13 protein-coding genes are annotated in these 14,312 nt (G+C 50.4%); 5 read left to right on the forward strand and 8 right to left on the reverse strand.

Annotated features, from left to right (window positions below; all coding sequences use genetic code 11):
* Positions 1 to 2 precede the first annotated feature (2 nt).
* The 4 genes from ACNQKP_RS16440 to ACNQKP_RS16455 form a co-directional block, all read right to left on the reverse strand.
* A complete protein-coding gene (locus tag ACNQKP_RS16440) occupies positions 3 to 410 on the reverse strand; it encodes a hypothetical protein (RefSeq protein WP_417866120.1) in 408 nt (135 codons plus the stop codon).
* Positions 411 to 413: 3 nt separating this feature from the next.
* On the reverse strand, positions 414 to 1,382 hold the full coding sequence (gene sppA / locus ACNQKP_RS16445) for a signal peptide peptidase SppA (protein ID WP_417866121.1): 969 nt from the start codon (positions 1,380 to 1,382) through the stop codon (positions 414 to 416).
* 148 nt (positions 1,383 to 1,530) lie between these two features.
* Entirely contained in the window at positions 1,531 to 3,330 is a 1,800-nt protein-coding gene (locus tag ACNQKP_RS16450; protein ID WP_015090176.1) for a 30S ribosomal protein S1, read from the reverse strand.
* Positions 3,331 to 3,551: 221 nt separating this feature from the next.
* A complete protein-coding gene (locus ACNQKP_RS16455; protein ID WP_417866122.1) occupies positions 3,552 to 4,064 on the reverse strand; it encodes a hypothetical protein in 513 nt (170 codons plus the stop codon).
* Positions 4,065 to 4,186: 122 nt separating this feature from the next.
* Here ACNQKP_RS16455 and ACNQKP_RS16460 point away from each other — a divergent pair, with 122 nt between their 5' ends.
* Positions 4,187 to 5,479 carry a prenyltransferase/squalene oxidase repeat-containing protein gene (locus ACNQKP_RS16460; protein WP_417866123.1) on the forward strand — a complete coding sequence of 431 codons (1,293 nt, stop codon included), beginning with the start codon at positions 4,187 to 4,189 and terminating at the stop codon, positions 5,477 to 5,479.
* On the opposite strand, the gene ACNQKP_RS16465 is transcribed toward ACNQKP_RS16460, so the two are convergent.
* The 3 genes from ACNQKP_RS16465 to hisC form a co-directional block, all read right to left on the reverse strand.
* A complete protein-coding gene (locus ACNQKP_RS16465; RefSeq protein ID WP_417866125.1) occupies positions 5,476 to 6,348 on the reverse strand; it encodes a TIGR02285 family protein in 873 nt (290 codons plus the stop codon). The genes ACNQKP_RS16460 and ACNQKP_RS16465 overlap by 4 nt on opposite strands.
* 108 nt (positions 6,349 to 6,456) lie before the next feature.
* Positions 6,457 to 7,104 carry a (d)CMP kinase gene (cmk, locus tag ACNQKP_RS16470; protein WP_417866127.1) on the reverse strand — a complete coding sequence of 216 codons (648 nt, stop codon included), beginning with the start codon at positions 7,102 to 7,104 and terminating at the stop codon, positions 6,457 to 6,459.
* An 18-nt stretch (positions 7,105 to 7,122) separates the two neighbouring features.
* The gene (hisC, locus tag ACNQKP_RS16475; protein WP_088565947.1) at positions 7,123 to 8,241 is read right to left on the reverse strand and encodes a histidinol-phosphate transaminase; all 1,119 of its coding nucleotides are present in this window, start codon (positions 8,239 to 8,241) and stop codon (positions 7,123 to 7,125) included.
* 188 nt (positions 8,242 to 8,429) lie between these two features.
* On the opposite strand from hisC, the gene ACNQKP_RS16480 reads away from it, so the two are divergent.
* The 4 genes from ACNQKP_RS16480 to ACNQKP_RS16495 all read left to right on the forward strand — a co-directional run bounded on the left by ACNQKP_RS16480 (position 8,430) and on the right by ACNQKP_RS16495 (position 12,704).
* The gene (locus tag ACNQKP_RS16480; protein ID WP_417866129.1) at positions 8,430 to 9,689 is read left to right on the forward strand and encodes a hydantoin utilization protein; all 1,260 of its coding nucleotides are present in this window, start codon (positions 8,430 to 8,432) and stop codon (positions 9,687 to 9,689) included.
* Positions 9,686 to 11,086: a hydantoinase B/oxoprolinase family protein gene (locus ACNQKP_RS16485; protein WP_417866131.1), complete on the forward strand. Its 1,401-nt coding sequence runs from the start codon at positions 9,686 to 9,688 to the stop codon at positions 11,084 to 11,086. The genes ACNQKP_RS16480 and ACNQKP_RS16485 overlap by 4 nt, the downstream gene beginning before the upstream one ends.
* 46 nt (positions 11,087 to 11,132) lie before the next feature.
* The gene (gene msrA / locus ACNQKP_RS16490) at positions 11,133 to 11,735 is read left to right on the forward strand and encodes a peptide-methionine (S)-S-oxide reductase MsrA (RefSeq protein WP_417866132.1); all 603 of its coding nucleotides are present in this window, start codon (positions 11,133 to 11,135) and stop codon (positions 11,733 to 11,735) included.
* Between the two features lie 90 nt (positions 11,736 to 11,825).
* Entirely contained in the window at positions 11,826 to 12,704 is an 879-nt protein-coding gene (locus ACNQKP_RS16495) for a substrate-binding periplasmic protein (RefSeq protein WP_417866134.1), read from the forward strand.
* Here the strand turns inward: ACNQKP_RS16495 and ilvA are convergent.
* On the reverse strand, positions 12,621 to 13,832 hold the full coding sequence (gene ilvA, locus ACNQKP_RS16500; protein ID WP_417866136.1) for a threonine ammonia-lyase: 1,212 nt from the start codon (positions 13,830 to 13,832) through the stop codon (positions 12,621 to 12,623). The two genes, ACNQKP_RS16495 and ilvA, sit on opposite strands and share 84 nt — an antisense overlap.
* Positions 13,833 to 14,312: the final 480 nt, after the last annotated feature.

The raw sequence follows: 14,312 nt of genomic DNA on the forward strand, positions 1-14,312 counted from the left end.
GCTTACTCCGTGCTGTCAGTGAAATAGCTGGAGGTGCCCACCAGACGGTTTTCAACAAAGAAAGCCATCACACAGTTCTTGCGCATCTCAAAGCCGATTTCGGTTTTGTTTCCACCCGCAGGATTCAACAAAACCAATTCCGTTTCAAGCTGCGGCGTCTCGCATACCAAAGGTTTCAGTTCAAAAACAGTGACGGGAACGTAGCCGCCCCCGCCCGTGATACCGACAAATTCAAATTTCTGGCCCGTTTTAAACACCACGCCCGGTGCCGGCTCCAGATCCGCTGTCAGATAGTAATAACCGGTCCAGCGAACATCAAACCACGGCTGTGGCTGGCGTGGATCCATCGGACTTGCCCACACCCAATTCACACAAAGCGCTGTCAGTAAAAACAGAGCCACGGACTTCATGGATTACTCCCAGTAACCCGGCATCAACATCAGCGGCTGATTCAGATATTTCGCGCGCAGGATGTATTTCATCGCGCCTTCCATATCCGCACCGAAAGATTTGCCTTTCAGAACATCGGCGAATTCCGCCATGCTGTTCAGGTCGTCTTCCGTGTCACCGCCCCCAAGGTCAAAGATGCTGACTTTCTTTTTTGGAACTTCAAAGACATCGTAATTGTCACCCAGCTTGGCGATTTCTGCTGCCAGTTTCACCGCATCGTCATAGTAACCAACTTTGTCAGCAAAACCCACTTTCACTGCGGTGGCACCAGTGAATACACGGCCATCGGCGTATTCAGCCACAACTTCCTCTTTCAGCTTGCGCTCTTCAGCCACTGTGCCTTTGAACTGGGCATAAACCTCGTCGATCATGCTTTGGAACAGGGATCTTTCATCTTCGCGCATCGGACGGTATTCAGCACCCGAGTCTTTGAATTTGCCGGATGTGATGGAGTAACGGGAAATCTTAGCCCAGTCATACAGCTTTTCCAGATTCGCAAATTCCATGATCACACCGATGGAACCCACCAACGCCCCTGGAGCCACAACGATCTTGTCGCAAGCCACTGCCGCATAATAAGCACCGCTGGCCATTACACCAGTACTGACACAGACAACCGGCTTTTTGATTTCATCACGAACACGTTTGATTTCCGCGAACATTTCCTGGGAAGGTCCCACGGAACCGCCCGGAGAATTGATGCTGATCAGGATCGCCTTGACCTTGTCGTCGTCACGGTACTTTTTAAGATTCTTGATGAACTTCTTGCCGTTAAGAATAACGCCGTTCATTTCCAGATGCAGAATGGTGTTTTTGGCGGTGACACGCTTGTCTTCGCTTCCGAAGAAGTCCCCGCTCATTTTCAACAAGGCACCCAAGCCCACGAACACCAAAAAGATAATAACCAGTTTTTTTAAAAAGCTACCCTTCATACCAACGCTCCCGAACGGTTGAAATAGGTCCCTTTTCAAATAAAAAAAGGGACCCTACTAGGGTCCCTCTTTAAAACTTGTCAGTCAATGCCGGGTCAGGGTCCAGTCGCGTCGCCTTGCAGCGACTCGACCTTTCTCCTAGTCACGACTATTGCTTGTCAGTTTTTACGTTTTTCAACTGGTCAGCAAACAAGTCACCGAAAGTGGACTTGGAAGTTGCAGTCGCTTTTTTAACGTAATCGTCAACATCCGCTTTTGATTCGCGAAGTTTAACAAGTTTTGCAGACAAGCCGATCTTACGAGCGTCTTTGTCGATAGAGATAACTTCAGCTTTTACAGACTGACCTGGCTTGATGAATTCTTCAACAGAGTTGATTTTTTCAGTAGTCAGTTCAGAAATGTGGATCAAACCTTCGATATCGGATTCAAGTTCAACGAATGCACCGAAGTCAGCTGTTTTAGTGACTTTAACATCGTGTTGAGTGCCGATAGCGTATTTGTTCTCGATGTTTGACCAAGGGTCAGACTCAAGTTGTTTGATACCCAAAGAGAATCTTTCGTTCTCAATGTCCACGCCCAATACAACCGCGCGAACTTTTTGGCCTTTAGCGTAAAGTTCATTTGGATGATTTACACGTTTAGTCCAAGAGAAGTCAGAGATGTGAACCAAACCGTCGATGCCTTCTTCGATGCCGATGAAGATACCGAAGTCAGTTACGGACTTCACTTCGCCTTCGATGATTGTACCTGGAGCGTATGATTCTTTCATTTCAACCCATGGGTTGGCCTGAAGTTGTTTCATACCCAAGCTGATGCGGCGGTTTTCAGTGTCTACTTCAAGAACCACTACTTCAACTTCTTGATCAACAGTCACGATCTGAGAAGGGTGTTTTACACGTTTAGTCCAGGACATTTCAGAAACGTGGATCAGACCTTCAATGCCTTCACCAAGCTCAACGAATGCACCGTACTCAGCCAAAGATACAACTTTGCCTTTCAGTTTAGTGCCTGGAGGGTAAGAAGCTTTTACGGATTCCCAAGGATCTGCGTGAAGCTGTTTCATGCCCAAAGATACGCGTTCTTTTTCTTTGTCATACTTAAGAACTTTAACTTGGATTTCATCACCTACGTTCAACATCTCAGATGGATGTTTTACGCGGCCCCAAGACATATCAGTGATGTGCAACAAACCGTCCATGCCACCAAGGTCGATGAACGCGCCGTAGTCAGTGATATTTTTAACGATACCAGTAACAACAGAACCTTCTGCCATAGTGTCAAGAGTTTGAGAGCGCAAGCTGTCACGTTCTTCTTCAAGAAGCGCGCGGCGGGAAAGAACGATGTTGCCACGTTTCTTGTTGAACTTGATAACTTTGAATTTGAACTTCTTGCCCAGGTATACGTCCATGTTGCGAACCGGACGCAGGTCGATTTGAGAACCTGGAAGGAATGCTTTAACGCCGATATCAACGCTCAAGCCGCCTTTAACTTTAGCAACAACAGTACCTTCGATAACTTCTTCGTTTTCTGCTGCTTTAGAGATGTCTGTCCAAGCACGAAGCATGTCTGCTTTGTCTTTGGAAAGAACGATCATGCCGTTTTCGTTTTCGATACGGTCGATCAAAACTTCTACTTTGTCTCCAGCTTTCACATCGCGAACGCCGTCAACAATACGGAATTCGTTGATCGCGATCAAACCTTCAGACTTGTAGTTGATATCAACAAGTACGTAGTCAGACTGAACTTCAACTACAGAACCTGTTACAACGTCGCCGACTTTGAAGTCTTGTTCTTTCATGGAAGCTTCGAATAGAGAGTCGAAGTCACCAGCTTTGTCAGCTTTCGCATTCAAAATGCCAGGATTTGCTGGAACCTTTGCGTCTTCAGCATCCAAGAAAGCAAGAACTTTCTGTTTCTCCAATGCGGCTTTGTTCAATTGTTTTGTCATATCGTTTTTTGTAAACCTCCCACGTAGTAAGACCTCATGGATCCTACCCGTAACCTTTCTTCGCTCTTAAGGCGAATCACTGGTTTAGCGACCTAAGGGGTCGGAAGTCAAAGGTTTTACGCATACCAGCGAGGTTTTCGTGGTCCTGTGTTATTTGAGGTAAACTTGTGACGGAAAAAAGGCCCCCGAAAGGGGCCCAAGTCGCATATAATCCAATACAGCTATTCTCGCTGAGATTGCCTGCAGGCTTGGATTTCACTGTCAAACCACTCTTCCTGCTTCTCATAGGCAGTTTTGTAACCCTCAAAGCGCTTCAGGCGCTGACTCAGATCCTCTTCCCGCAGGGTGATCAGGGTGCCGGATTCGTCCACCCCGGTTTGTCGGGACAGCTTGTTTTCCTCTTCCGTCAGGATGTTTTTCGGAACGATGTCGACCTTGCCACCAGTTTGCGGAGCCGCCTCGGCTTTGCAGTCGCGCAGAACCCCGTACTTTCCTTTGTTGCCCAGATCGCGGTTGCCATAGATATTTTCTTCCATTGTATAGACATCCGTCTGCACTTCCTGCAGGTGGTGAATCAGATTCTTTTTTTCCTGCACGACATAGTTGTCATCGCGCTTGCCAACAGTTTCCCGGCCCATCAGCTGCGCGTCTTCAAGTTCGGTATCCAGTTTGTCTTTGGACGAACACCCCACCAGTCCTGCGATCACCATTCCCGCCAGCCACAATTTATTCATGATTCACCTCGCCGCTTTTTAAGAATACCCCTCAGAAGAAAAAAACCAGCTTGTACTTTTACAAGGCCCGCTGACAGCCCCGGTCCTGTCCTGATTTCATGGTCTGATTCGGAGGCATAACCATGAAGTATCTGCTGTTTTTACTGGGCCTGATCAGTGCAACCGCACAGGCCCGTTACGAAAAACACATCGACTCGGCCCTGGATTTTCTGGCGCACTATCAGACAACAGGCCGCGAAGGCTATGAGCCCGGACAATGGCGTTCACGGGTGACGTCCTATGTTCCCAGTGGGATCGGAGTGGGCAAGTTCGGTGTCGCCTATGATGAACCCAGTGCCTTTTCTGCCTCGGCCATCGCCAACGTTCTGGCCGAAACGTATTTCTATAATCCCCGCTTCAGCAAGATCCCGCCGATGGTGCGCAAAACCGCCCAGGGCCTTGGGCCCTATCGCTGGGGAGATCTGTTTAATTTCTATCCGCCTTCAAGCTTCAAAGGTGTGCGCACGCGCGGGCCGCGCAACATGTATCTGGCTCCGCAGTGGAAAGGTTTTGCCAACATCCCACCGGATGCTGACACCACCTCGGTGACTCACACCTATCTGCATTTCTTAAAAAGCCTTGAGGCCGGTCAGTCCCCGCGCAAAATGCCAGCCCAGCTGCCTGAGGCCGTGATTGATGCTTTTTCTTCCGCCCGCGATCTGTCGCGCCTGCCACACACCTACAACGCCGCCCAGCTGCACGTGAACACCGGCGCTTTCATGACGTGGTTGTGGGATGAAAAAGACCCGGATATGCCACGGAATATTTTTGCGGCCCCCCATCGCGGCACGCGAATTCCGTTTAATGTGAATGATGTCGACTGCGTGGTGAACGCCAATGTGCTGAAGCTTCTGACTTATGCAAAGAAAACCGAAGGCCCCGGATATCAAGCCAGTTGCCGGCATCTGAACCGGGTCGTCAGCAAAAGGCAGTTCTATTTCTGCGGAATGTACTATCCAAGCCGCTATGCCCTGCCTTATGCGATGGCCGCCACCATCAATGCGGGGGCTTCATGCCTGGAGCCTTCACGGCAAAAACTGCTGAATTATATTCTGGCTTTACAGCACAAGGATGGATCCTGGCGTAACAGCTTTATGGCAAGGCCGGATTATGCGCACTCGACCGCGTGGGCTCTGAATACATTGTTAATTTTAGGAGACCCGCAAAACGAAATGCATCGCGAACGCGTGCGCCGGGGTTTGAATTTTCTGATGTCCCAGTCGCAAAAAGACTTTGCCGGCCGCCTGTTCTGGAGTGGTCAGGTTTTCTTTGCCGCAACGTTTGTGGCAAGATTCCCGGTAGTGTGGAGATCCACTGGTTACACCACCGCGCTGGCCGTGAAAGCCCTGACGTTGGCGGATCTGCGCTGGAACTAAGGCGGGCTTTCGTAAAGATCCCGGTAGCTTTTTTTCATGTCCGGCGGAAGCTCCTGCATGAAATACTTATAGATTTTTCTCTTCACATTTTTTTCGCGAACGGCGCGGGTCAGGTCTTTTAAAATCTGCTCCCCGCGCAGGGATTTTTCACAGGATGCCCACACCGAGATATGGTTGGGCATGTTTTTTACCTTCAAAAATTTCAGCGGAGGCACGGCGATATTGTTGCGCTCATAATCGGTTTTTTCCAGTGCGTATGCCAAAACGCCGTTGACCCGCTTTCTTTCCAGCATCAGAAAAAGATTTCCCATGGCACTGTCACCGACAATCTTTGTCGCATGCCCACTGTGGGAAAGAATGTCATCAATCTGCTGGGTGTAGGCGCGGCTTTGAATCACCCCCAGACGAAATTTCCCGCTGGCCAGCAGCTCTTTCAAGTCCACGTCCTTCTGCTCATCCCGGATCCCCGGTGTATCCTTGGCATGCACCACCAGCCCCACAGGAAAAGCGCGCGCCAGTTCATCACCAAAGATAAGAAACTTTTCACGCTCTTTGGTTCTTTGCAAAAGCACCGTGCAATAGCCCCCCTGCCCGCTGAAAAGTTTTTCCGCACGGGAAAACGAGACCCGCACAAAACGATGCGAATAAGCCGGCAAAGCCCGCTCAATCTCCTGGTAAATACTGGCAAAGGGCCCTTTGGCCTTTGAAATATCCACCGTCATTCCCTCACCCGAAAGCACCAAAAACGGCGGGAAATCATTCACGATCCACTGAATAGCAGGCTTCTGCGGCGGCGGTTCAATCGCCCCGGCAATTTGTGGCAAAAGCCACATTGAAAATAGAAAAAGAAAACGAAAGGTACTTTTCATAAAGTACCTAAAGATTAGCAGTAAGGATTAAGCCATTACCGTGAGAATTTCAAAAGGCTGACAAGAGACAATTAAGCTAAAGGACCAAGGTCGCCGAGGCGACCGCCCTTAGATTTTGTTTTTTACGTATTCTACGACGGCATCAACCACTTGATTCAGGTTGAGCGCAGTTGTGTCCACAACCAAAGCGTCTTCTGGCACAGCCATCGGAGCAACTTTGCGGGTGGAGTCTTGAAGGTCACGTTGTTGCTGGGCTTTCACCATGTCTTCATGGTCCAAACCCAACTCCGCCGCACGACGGGCCGCGCGGTGTTCACTGTTAGCTGTCAAATAAACCTTGGCTTCCGCTGTTGGGAATACCACGGTTCCACAGTCGCGGCCTTCGGCCACCAGACCTTGAGGACCAGCAGAACAATTGCGTTGTGCTTCCAGAAGAGCTTTGCGCACTTCCGGATAATGGCTGACTTTGCTGGCAAAATTACCCACGTCTTCGTGAGCAATCTGATCGGTCACATCCTGATCCTTGAAATAAACGCGCGTGCGCTCGTCATCCATTCTCACGCTCCATACCGGATCGTGGGTCAGATTAGCCAAAGTGGAAACGTCATCCAGATCAATTTGCAGTTGAAGAGCGGCAAATGCCAAACCACGATAGAATGCACCCGTAGAAACCCACTGCCAGCCCAAACGACGAGCCAGCTCACGACTTACTGAAGATTTTCCGGAGGCCGCAGGGCCATCAATCGTAATTACCATTCCCATAATTCTCCAAAACTACAGCGGAGTGATTTCTTTTAAAACATCCGCCAAAGCTGACATAGCAGCTTCATTTTCATGATCGCGCCCTACACTCAAACGCAGATGCGTCTTGAACCCATAGTTCAATAGCGGTCTCATGATAATCCCACGACGTAACAAGGCTTCGTTCACCTTGGCGGCGTCGCGGAGAGTGTCAAACATGACAAAATTTCCCTGAGATGGAATGTACGGCAGGCCTAATTCTTCTAACTTCTTGTAGAAGTAATCAAGCCCTTTCCAGCAAATCTGCTGCGATCGCTCAATAAATTCTTTATCTTGCAGAGCCGCATTTGCAGCCACTTGCGCTAAATCGTTGACATTAAATGGTTTGCGCACACGGTTAAAGACTTCCACAACCTCGGGCGGCGCGATCATCGCCCCCAGACGGAAACCCGCCAGGCCATAGATTTTGGAGAAAGTGCGAAGAACAATCAGGTTTTTATACTGTCCCATATAACCTTGTGCGGATGCATAGTCCTTGGCGCGCACAAACTCGTTATAGGCTTCGTCAAAAATAATCATCACATCGTCACGGTTACCGACTTTCTGAAGGAAAGCCTCCACTTCCGCTTTGGTTGCGTAAGTACCGGTTGGATTGTTGGGATTAGAGACAAAAATCAAACGGATGTTTTTTTCCGGGTGTTTCAGGAAATAATCTGCAATGGCCGGCAGATCGAAACGATAGCCTTCCGCCATCGGAACTTTGTGGATCACCGCACGGTTGGCCGGAGCGCTGACTTCATAGGCATTAAACGCTGCCGCAGATGTCAAAACCCCATCATGGTGCTCACAGTAAATACGGCACAACAGATCAATCAGTTCGTCGCTGCCGTTACCAATAGCAAGTTGTTTTGTCGGGAAGCCCCATTCTTTCGACAAAGTCTGCAAAAGCTCATAGTGGGAAGGATCCGGATACAGGTGCTGATGATCCAAGGCCTGCTTCACCGCCGCCATGGCTTTCGGGCTGGGACCCAAAGGATTCTCGTTACTTGCGAGCTTGTAGACCGTTGTGAGCCCGTACTCACGTTGGGTCTCGGAAATCGGCTTTCCAGGTTTGTAGGGCACCAGATTCAAAATTTCGGGAGAAATCTTCACTTTAGAATCCTTTTCTTAGAGAGAATACTTTGCTATACCTGTCCGACTAAGACTTAACAACATTCCAGTGCAAATTCAATAGAGAGCGTTCGAAAATGCAAAACAGCCTCGTGCTCGGTGTGAGCGTCGGTGAATCCTTCGCCGAATTCTCACTCCTGTCAGACTCCAGTCCCCTTGCGCAAAAGAGAGTGTTTCACTCTCGTGAAAGCCTTAAATCCTCACTGATCCAGTTCATCGCGCCCCATGGAAAAATCCACAAGGCCTTTGTCAGTCTGCGCGTTCCCAAAAAACTTTTGGACTACAAAATGAGTGGCGCTGTGGCCCATGTCAGCACCGAGGGTCTGGAACACTGGCTGGATCTTTGCGGAACTCCTGCAGCGCTGACCAGCAAGGATCTGCAATTTGCCCTGCGTGAACGCGTGCGCGCGGACGGCACCGTTGAAACCGCCCTGCAAACCGAAGAACTGGAAGCCATTGCCGCAAAACTTGAGCTGATGAACTGCAAGAAAGTCTGTCTGAATCTGCTGCACTCTGCGACGAATCCGGTGCACCTGAATGCCGCAACCAAATTCTTCAGCGAAAAAAGCATTGAAGTGTTTGCTCCGGCAAACACCGACAACCCTCACGAAGTCACGCGCTGGACTCAGAACGCTTTGAACGCCACCCTTTCCGGTGTTTTTGCTGATCTGAAAAAAGACGTCTATGCGGGCCTTGAAGCCGCGCTTGATAAAAACGACATTCACTTCCTTGATGCCAGCGGTGAACTTTTCCAGGATGAAACCGGAAAAGAAATCAGCAGCCAGTTTGCCGCGTCCACGGCCCTTGGGCTTTGGAACAAAGCTTCGGGCAAAGATGTTTTGTATCTGGGCCTTGAGTACTTCACTTTGATTTCCCCAACCCGCTGGGCCGCCCAATGGAACAGCTGCTGGGGTCCGGTGGAAGTGCGACACTTGAAAGTAAAAAATCTGGGCGTCCAGCCCACGCTGGGAATCGGTTTGAACACCTTTGAGCGTTTCGACTTCCTGACTCAGGAAGAGGGCTGGGAACCAGGACCGATGTTCCTGGGGCGCGGGCAAAAAATGAGTCTTTTGGATCTGTGGTCTGAAAACCCAAAACTTTCCAAACTGGAAGGTCTTGAGGACCGCGTTTCTGCACAGGGAATTCAGCGTTTTAAAACAGCCCTGCTGACCCTTTCCAAAATCAGCACCTTCAAAGACAACGACTTCAATCATCTGACCAAAGAACTGCAAAGCCTGTCCGTACAAAGACTGGCTGTGGAATCTTTCCTGCAGCGTGATCAACAAAAGTTACTGGTGACGGGTCCTTTGGCGGCTCTGTTTGCCAATATCTTCAAAAAAGACCCGCACACCACTGTGGCCGCTGATGAATTCTGCGAATCCGCTGCCACGGCCCTGTGGGGCATGAAGGCCCTGAAGGAGTCCAAATGAACTATCAAATCGAACTTTTGCATTCCTTGCTGAATCAATTCCTGGTGGGTGAATCCGCACTGATGACTTTGGATGGAGACGTCCTGGGTGTGCGCGGTCAGCAACCAGTGACTTACGGCACGCTGACAACAGCGGCCAACACTGCGGCGAAATATCTGAAACTGCAAGAAGGCGACATCGCCCTTTTGAATGACCCTTACAGCGGTGGCAGCCTGTTGTCCGAAATGACTTTTGTGATGGCGGTTTCAGAAGATCTTTTGTGGGTTTCGCGCCGTCCCTTGGACACACAGGTAAAAATCGTTAAGTCCATCGAAGAAGAAGGCCTGCGCATTCCTCCGACACCACTTCGTCAGAAAAACCAGCTGAATGAAATGATTCTGGCTGCCATGCAGGCGCACCCGGCCTGCCCTGCTGATTTTGTGCCCTGGCTGAAAACCCAAGTGGCTGATCTGACAGCCGGCGCCAAAAAACTGGTGGATGCCATCGAGCTGACGGGTTTCACCGTGACTGGTGAACTGATCGAAGACTATCTGCGCATCTCGAAAAAAGCGGCGACAAAAAAGATTTCCGAAAGCGCTTCGGGCGAAGCCCGCGTGGATGTGGTTTTGGATAGTGGCGAACTGCTGCGCCTGAATATGGAAATCCAGGATGGCAAAATCTCTTTGGATTTCAGCGGCACGACGGCGGCAAAAACAGTTTCCATGACTGAATCGGCGACCTATGGCGCCTGCTTCCATGCCCTGAGCCGTCATTACGGCTTCACGGATCTGGCGAATTCGGGATCGTTCTCTATTTTGCAAATCACCAAACCTTCCGGCTGCTGGCTGGTGGGTAAATACCCGGCCCCCACCTTCAAAGGCATGACCTGTGGGGTCGCGGCCCTGCAATCAGCTATTGAACTGGCGCTGGCACAAATTCACCACAAACAGGAATCTTCTTTGGGCAGCCACTGTGCTTTGCAGTTTGATCTTCAGTCTGGCAGCAAGCATGCACTTTTGACTTTGCCAGGCGGCGAAGGTGCAAAGGCCTCCCGCGACGGCGTCAGCGCACACCTGGATGCAATTTCTTTGGAACAACTTGAGCGTGATTTCCCGATCAAGGTTCTGCGCGTGGATCAGCGTCACTCCAATGGTGGCAAAGGCAAATTCAGCGGTGGCCGTGGCGTGGTTATGAAAATCGAGGTGTGCGGGGAGCTTTCCGCCACCTGGATGACCGACCTGACTTTGCACCGTCCCCGCCTGCTGAAAACCTGCAGTCACGGCGATCCGGCAGAAGTCACCCTGGAACAAGGGGACGTCGCAAAGACTCTTCCCGTTCTGGGACAGCAAAAATTTGCGGCTAAAGACATCCTGACCCTTTGTTCTGGTTCAGGTGGCGGCTACGGTCGTGCTGAATAACAAAGGACTCTAGCGGGAGTCCTTTGTCGGTGATAACATAACAAGCATGAAACACCTTTTTATGTTTTTCGCAGTACTGGGAATGTTCATAGGCCTCAACTCGGAGGCCAAAACGACCAAAGCTGCCAAGAAAGGAAACACCGTGAGCACGTCTGAAGTGGCCTATCTGGCCGGCGGCTGTTTTTGGGGCATGGAAGATTTGCTGCGCAAACTTCCCGGCGTCACCCAAACCGAAGTCGGTTACATGGGCGGCGACACCAAAAACGCCAACTACAACATCGTAAAAACCGGCACCACCAATCATGCCGAAACCGTGAAGATCACTTTCAATCCTGAAAAAATCACGTATCAGGATCTCTTGCTTTATTTCTATAAGATTCATGACCCGACGACGACCAACCGACAAGGCAATGATATCGGGACCCAGTATCGCAGTGCCATTTTCTACACCTCCGACAAACAAAGAGATGAGGCAGAAATTGTAAGAGCTCGCGTGGACAAATCAGGAGCTTGGAAAAGCCCCGTGGTCACACAGATCGTGAAAGCTGCCGATTTTTGGTCTGCCGAAGAATATCATCAGGATTATTTACAAAAGAATCCCGGTGGATACACCTGCCATTTTGAACGTAAAATCGAATTCAAAGAGTAAAAGGTTACATATCAGAAAGGTCCTTCTTTTCTCCGTGCAACTTGTGAAACCGCACAGTATTGCATAAGGGTAAGTAAGGAGAGGGGCCTTATGCACCTGAGAGTTCAACAAGCACTTGCCGCATTGATTCTGTCAGCAACTGTCTTCGCGTCCGAACACGTCCGTGCCGACGTGATTTCCTTCCGTTCCGACTTCTGGTGTCCTTACGTTTGCAATCCTGATTCTGAAACTCCCGGCTATATGGTGGAAATCGCCCGCGCGGTCTTTGAAAAACAGGGCCACAAAGTGCAGGTGAAGCTTTCCAACTGGGTGCGAGCCATCAAAGACACCCGCAGCAACCGCGTGCAGGGCCTGATGGGCTGCAGTGTGGTGGATGCTCCGGACTTTATCTATCCCAAAAAATCTTTGGGTCTCATGAAAAATGCCTACTTTGTTCCCAAGAACTCCACATGGACCTACAAGGGCCGCCCGTCTTTGCAGGGAATGAAAATCGGCGTGATCAACGGCTACACCTACGGTGACAGCGTCGACAGCCTGATCCGCTCCCGCCATCGTTCATTCATTCCGTTTTCAGGAGACCGCCCGCTGGAGCAGGTCATTCGCATGATGCAGGCCGGACGCCTGGATGGGTTTATCGAAAATCCGGTGGTGCTGCAGTACACGTCTGTGTCAGCAAAGATCACCATGGAAAATATGAAAATTGGCGGCTGGGTTGAAAATCATGATCCGGCGCTTTACATCTCTTTTTCACCGAACAATCCCAAGTCACAGGAATATGCCGAGATTCTCAGTCGTGGGGTCGAGGAGCTTCGCCGCAGCGGAGAGCTGCAGCGGATTCTTCAAAAGTACAACCTGAAGGACTGGGAGCAGTCCTCCGGTATTTCATTAGGTGCTTTGGATAACCTTGGCTCCAGTTTCCTCAAGAGCCCGCTTAATCCGCTCAACATGCTCAATGCTCGTAGTCTCTAGAACGAAGTCGATGCGGGTTTCACGCAGTGAAAGCCCTTTCGACACACGGTCGTGACGCACTTCCAGGATGTTGGCTTTTTGCGATGCAATCGCCTGAGTCAAACGACTCAGGTTCCCCGGTAAATCATCCACAATCACGGACAACTCACACAGGCGTCCGCGCAGAATCTGACCACGGTCGATGATCTTGGAAACGATGTTCAGATCGATATTTCCACCGCTGATAATCACACAGGTCTTTTTACCCAGATCCAGTCCGCGGGACATCGCAGCTGCCATCGCCGCGGCACCAGAACCTTCAGCCACGGTTTTGGCTCTTTCCATCAGGAACACAATCGCTTCAGCGATCTCGTCATCACTGACTGTCACCACCTGATCAACATACTTGGAAATGAAACTGTCCAGCATCACCTGGGAAGGATTTTTGATCGCAATACCGTCAGCGATCGTGGCGGCACGTTTGACCTGGGACAAAGGCTGTTTGTTATAAAGATGCGCCATTCCCGGGGAACGGTCGCTTTGCACACCGATCACGCGGATCTTTGGATTGATGGCCTTTACCGCCAATGCCACGCCACTGATCAGACCGCCACCCCCGATGGGCACAATCACCGTGTCCAGGTCAGGAACCTTTTCCAGGATTTCGATTCCAATGGTGCCCTGGCCTGCAATGACATGCGGATCCTGATAGGGATGCACGAAGGTGTAGCCGTGTTCTTTTTCCAGTTTCTGGGCGTGTTCGAAAGCCTCGTCGTAGATCTCGCCTTTTAGCACGACGTTGGCGCCGTAATCACGGGTCGCGGAAGCTTTGCTGATCGAGGCTGTTTCCGGCATCACGATGGTGGATTTGACTCCGGCCAGTTTCGCTGACAGGGCGACACCTTGTGCGTGATTTCCGGCAGAGCTGGCGACCACACCGCGGGCTTTTTCGTCGGCTGTCAGATTGGAGATTTTGTTATAGGCCCCGCGGAATTTAAAACTTCCCGTGCGCTGAGTGTTTTCAAACTTCAGGTACACTTCGCTTTTAAGCAGGTTGCTGGCGCTGATGGAATGACTCATCTCGGTTGGACAGATGATGTCTTTCAGAAGTTCACGGGCTTTTTGGATGTCTGCAAAGCTGACTTTCATTTTGGATCAGGGCTCCCAATACACAGTTAATCCCCACACCGGAGGATACTCTTTATGAGGCAAAAGCTCGGACGAAACCCTCACCCCAAGACTGGAGTAAAAATTCGAATCGGCCATGCCCATGGCCCTACTCTCGTCGAAAAAATAGAAGGGTGCAAGGTGCTTTCCACAGCATTCACAGGTCGTCACAAGCTCCCCGTCAGCCGAGTTTACGGTGTCGCAGCGGTGGCAGCGACGAAAGTGTGTAGAGTCCGACATACGTGCTCCTTTGAAAGACTCATTCATCTTAGGCCCGTACCAGGACCCCAGCAAGGGGTGGTCTCAATTTAAGCTATTGAAATGACGTCACAAAATGACTAATGACTTTTCGCGTTATGCGCAATTTGAGCCCGTTTCCAAGCATCCCGAGGCTGTGTCGCGAAGTCGCCCCAATTCTGGACTGCAAAGGCACCAAGGGATTTTGCGCGCGTCTGTTAGACA

The sequence above is a fragment of the Bdellovibrio bacteriovorus genome, assembly GCF_048286975.1.
GTDB lineage: Bacteria > Bdellovibrionota > Bdellovibrionia > Bdellovibrionales > Bdellovibrionaceae > Bdellovibrio > Bdellovibrio bacteriovorus_H.

What these genes read in the sequence shown, in the direction of transcription:
- ACNQKP_RS16440 (WP_417866120.1), bottom strand. Translation starts at nt 410, where the DNA reads ATGAAGTCCGTGGCTCTGTTTTTACTGACAGCGCTTTGTGTGAATTGG.
- sppA (WP_417866121.1), bottom strand. Translation starts at nt 1,382, where the DNA reads ATGAAGGGTAGCTTTTTAAAAAAACTGGTTATTATCTTTTTGGTGTTC.
- ACNQKP_RS16450 (WP_015090176.1), bottom strand. Translation starts at nt 3,330, where the DNA reads ATGACAAAACAATTGAACAAAGCCGCATTGGAGAAACAGAAAGTTCTT.
- ACNQKP_RS16455 (WP_417866122.1), bottom strand. Translation starts at nt 4,064, where the DNA reads ATGAATAAATTGTGGCTGGCGGGAATGGTGATCGCAGGACTGGTGGGG.
- ACNQKP_RS16460 (WP_417866123.1), top strand. Translation starts at nt 4,187, where the DNA reads ATGAAGTATCTGCTGTTTTTACTGGGCCTGATCAGTGCAACCGCACAG.
- ACNQKP_RS16465 (WP_417866125.1), bottom strand. Translation starts at nt 6,348, where the DNA reads ATGAAAAGTACCTTTCGTTTTCTTTTTCTATTTTCAATGTGGCTTTTG.
- cmk (WP_417866127.1), bottom strand. Translation starts at nt 7,104, where the DNA reads ATGGTAATTACGATTGATGGCCCTGCGGCCTCCGGAAAATCTTCAGTA.
- ACNQKP_RS16485 (WP_417866131.1), top strand. Translation starts at nt 9,686, where the DNA reads ATGAACTATCAAATCGAACTTTTGCATTCCTTGCTGAATCAATTCCTG.
- msrA (WP_417866132.1), top strand. Translation starts at nt 11,133, where the DNA reads ATGAAACACCTTTTTATGTTTTTCGCAGTACTGGGAATGTTCATAGGC.
- ACNQKP_RS16495 (WP_417866134.1), top strand. Translation starts at nt 11,826, where the DNA reads ATGCACCTGAGAGTTCAACAAGCACTTGCCGCATTGATTCTGTCAGCA.
- ilvA (WP_417866136.1), bottom strand. Translation starts at nt 13,832, where the DNA reads ATGAAAGTCAGCTTTGCAGACATCCAAAAAGCCCGTGAACTTCTGAAA.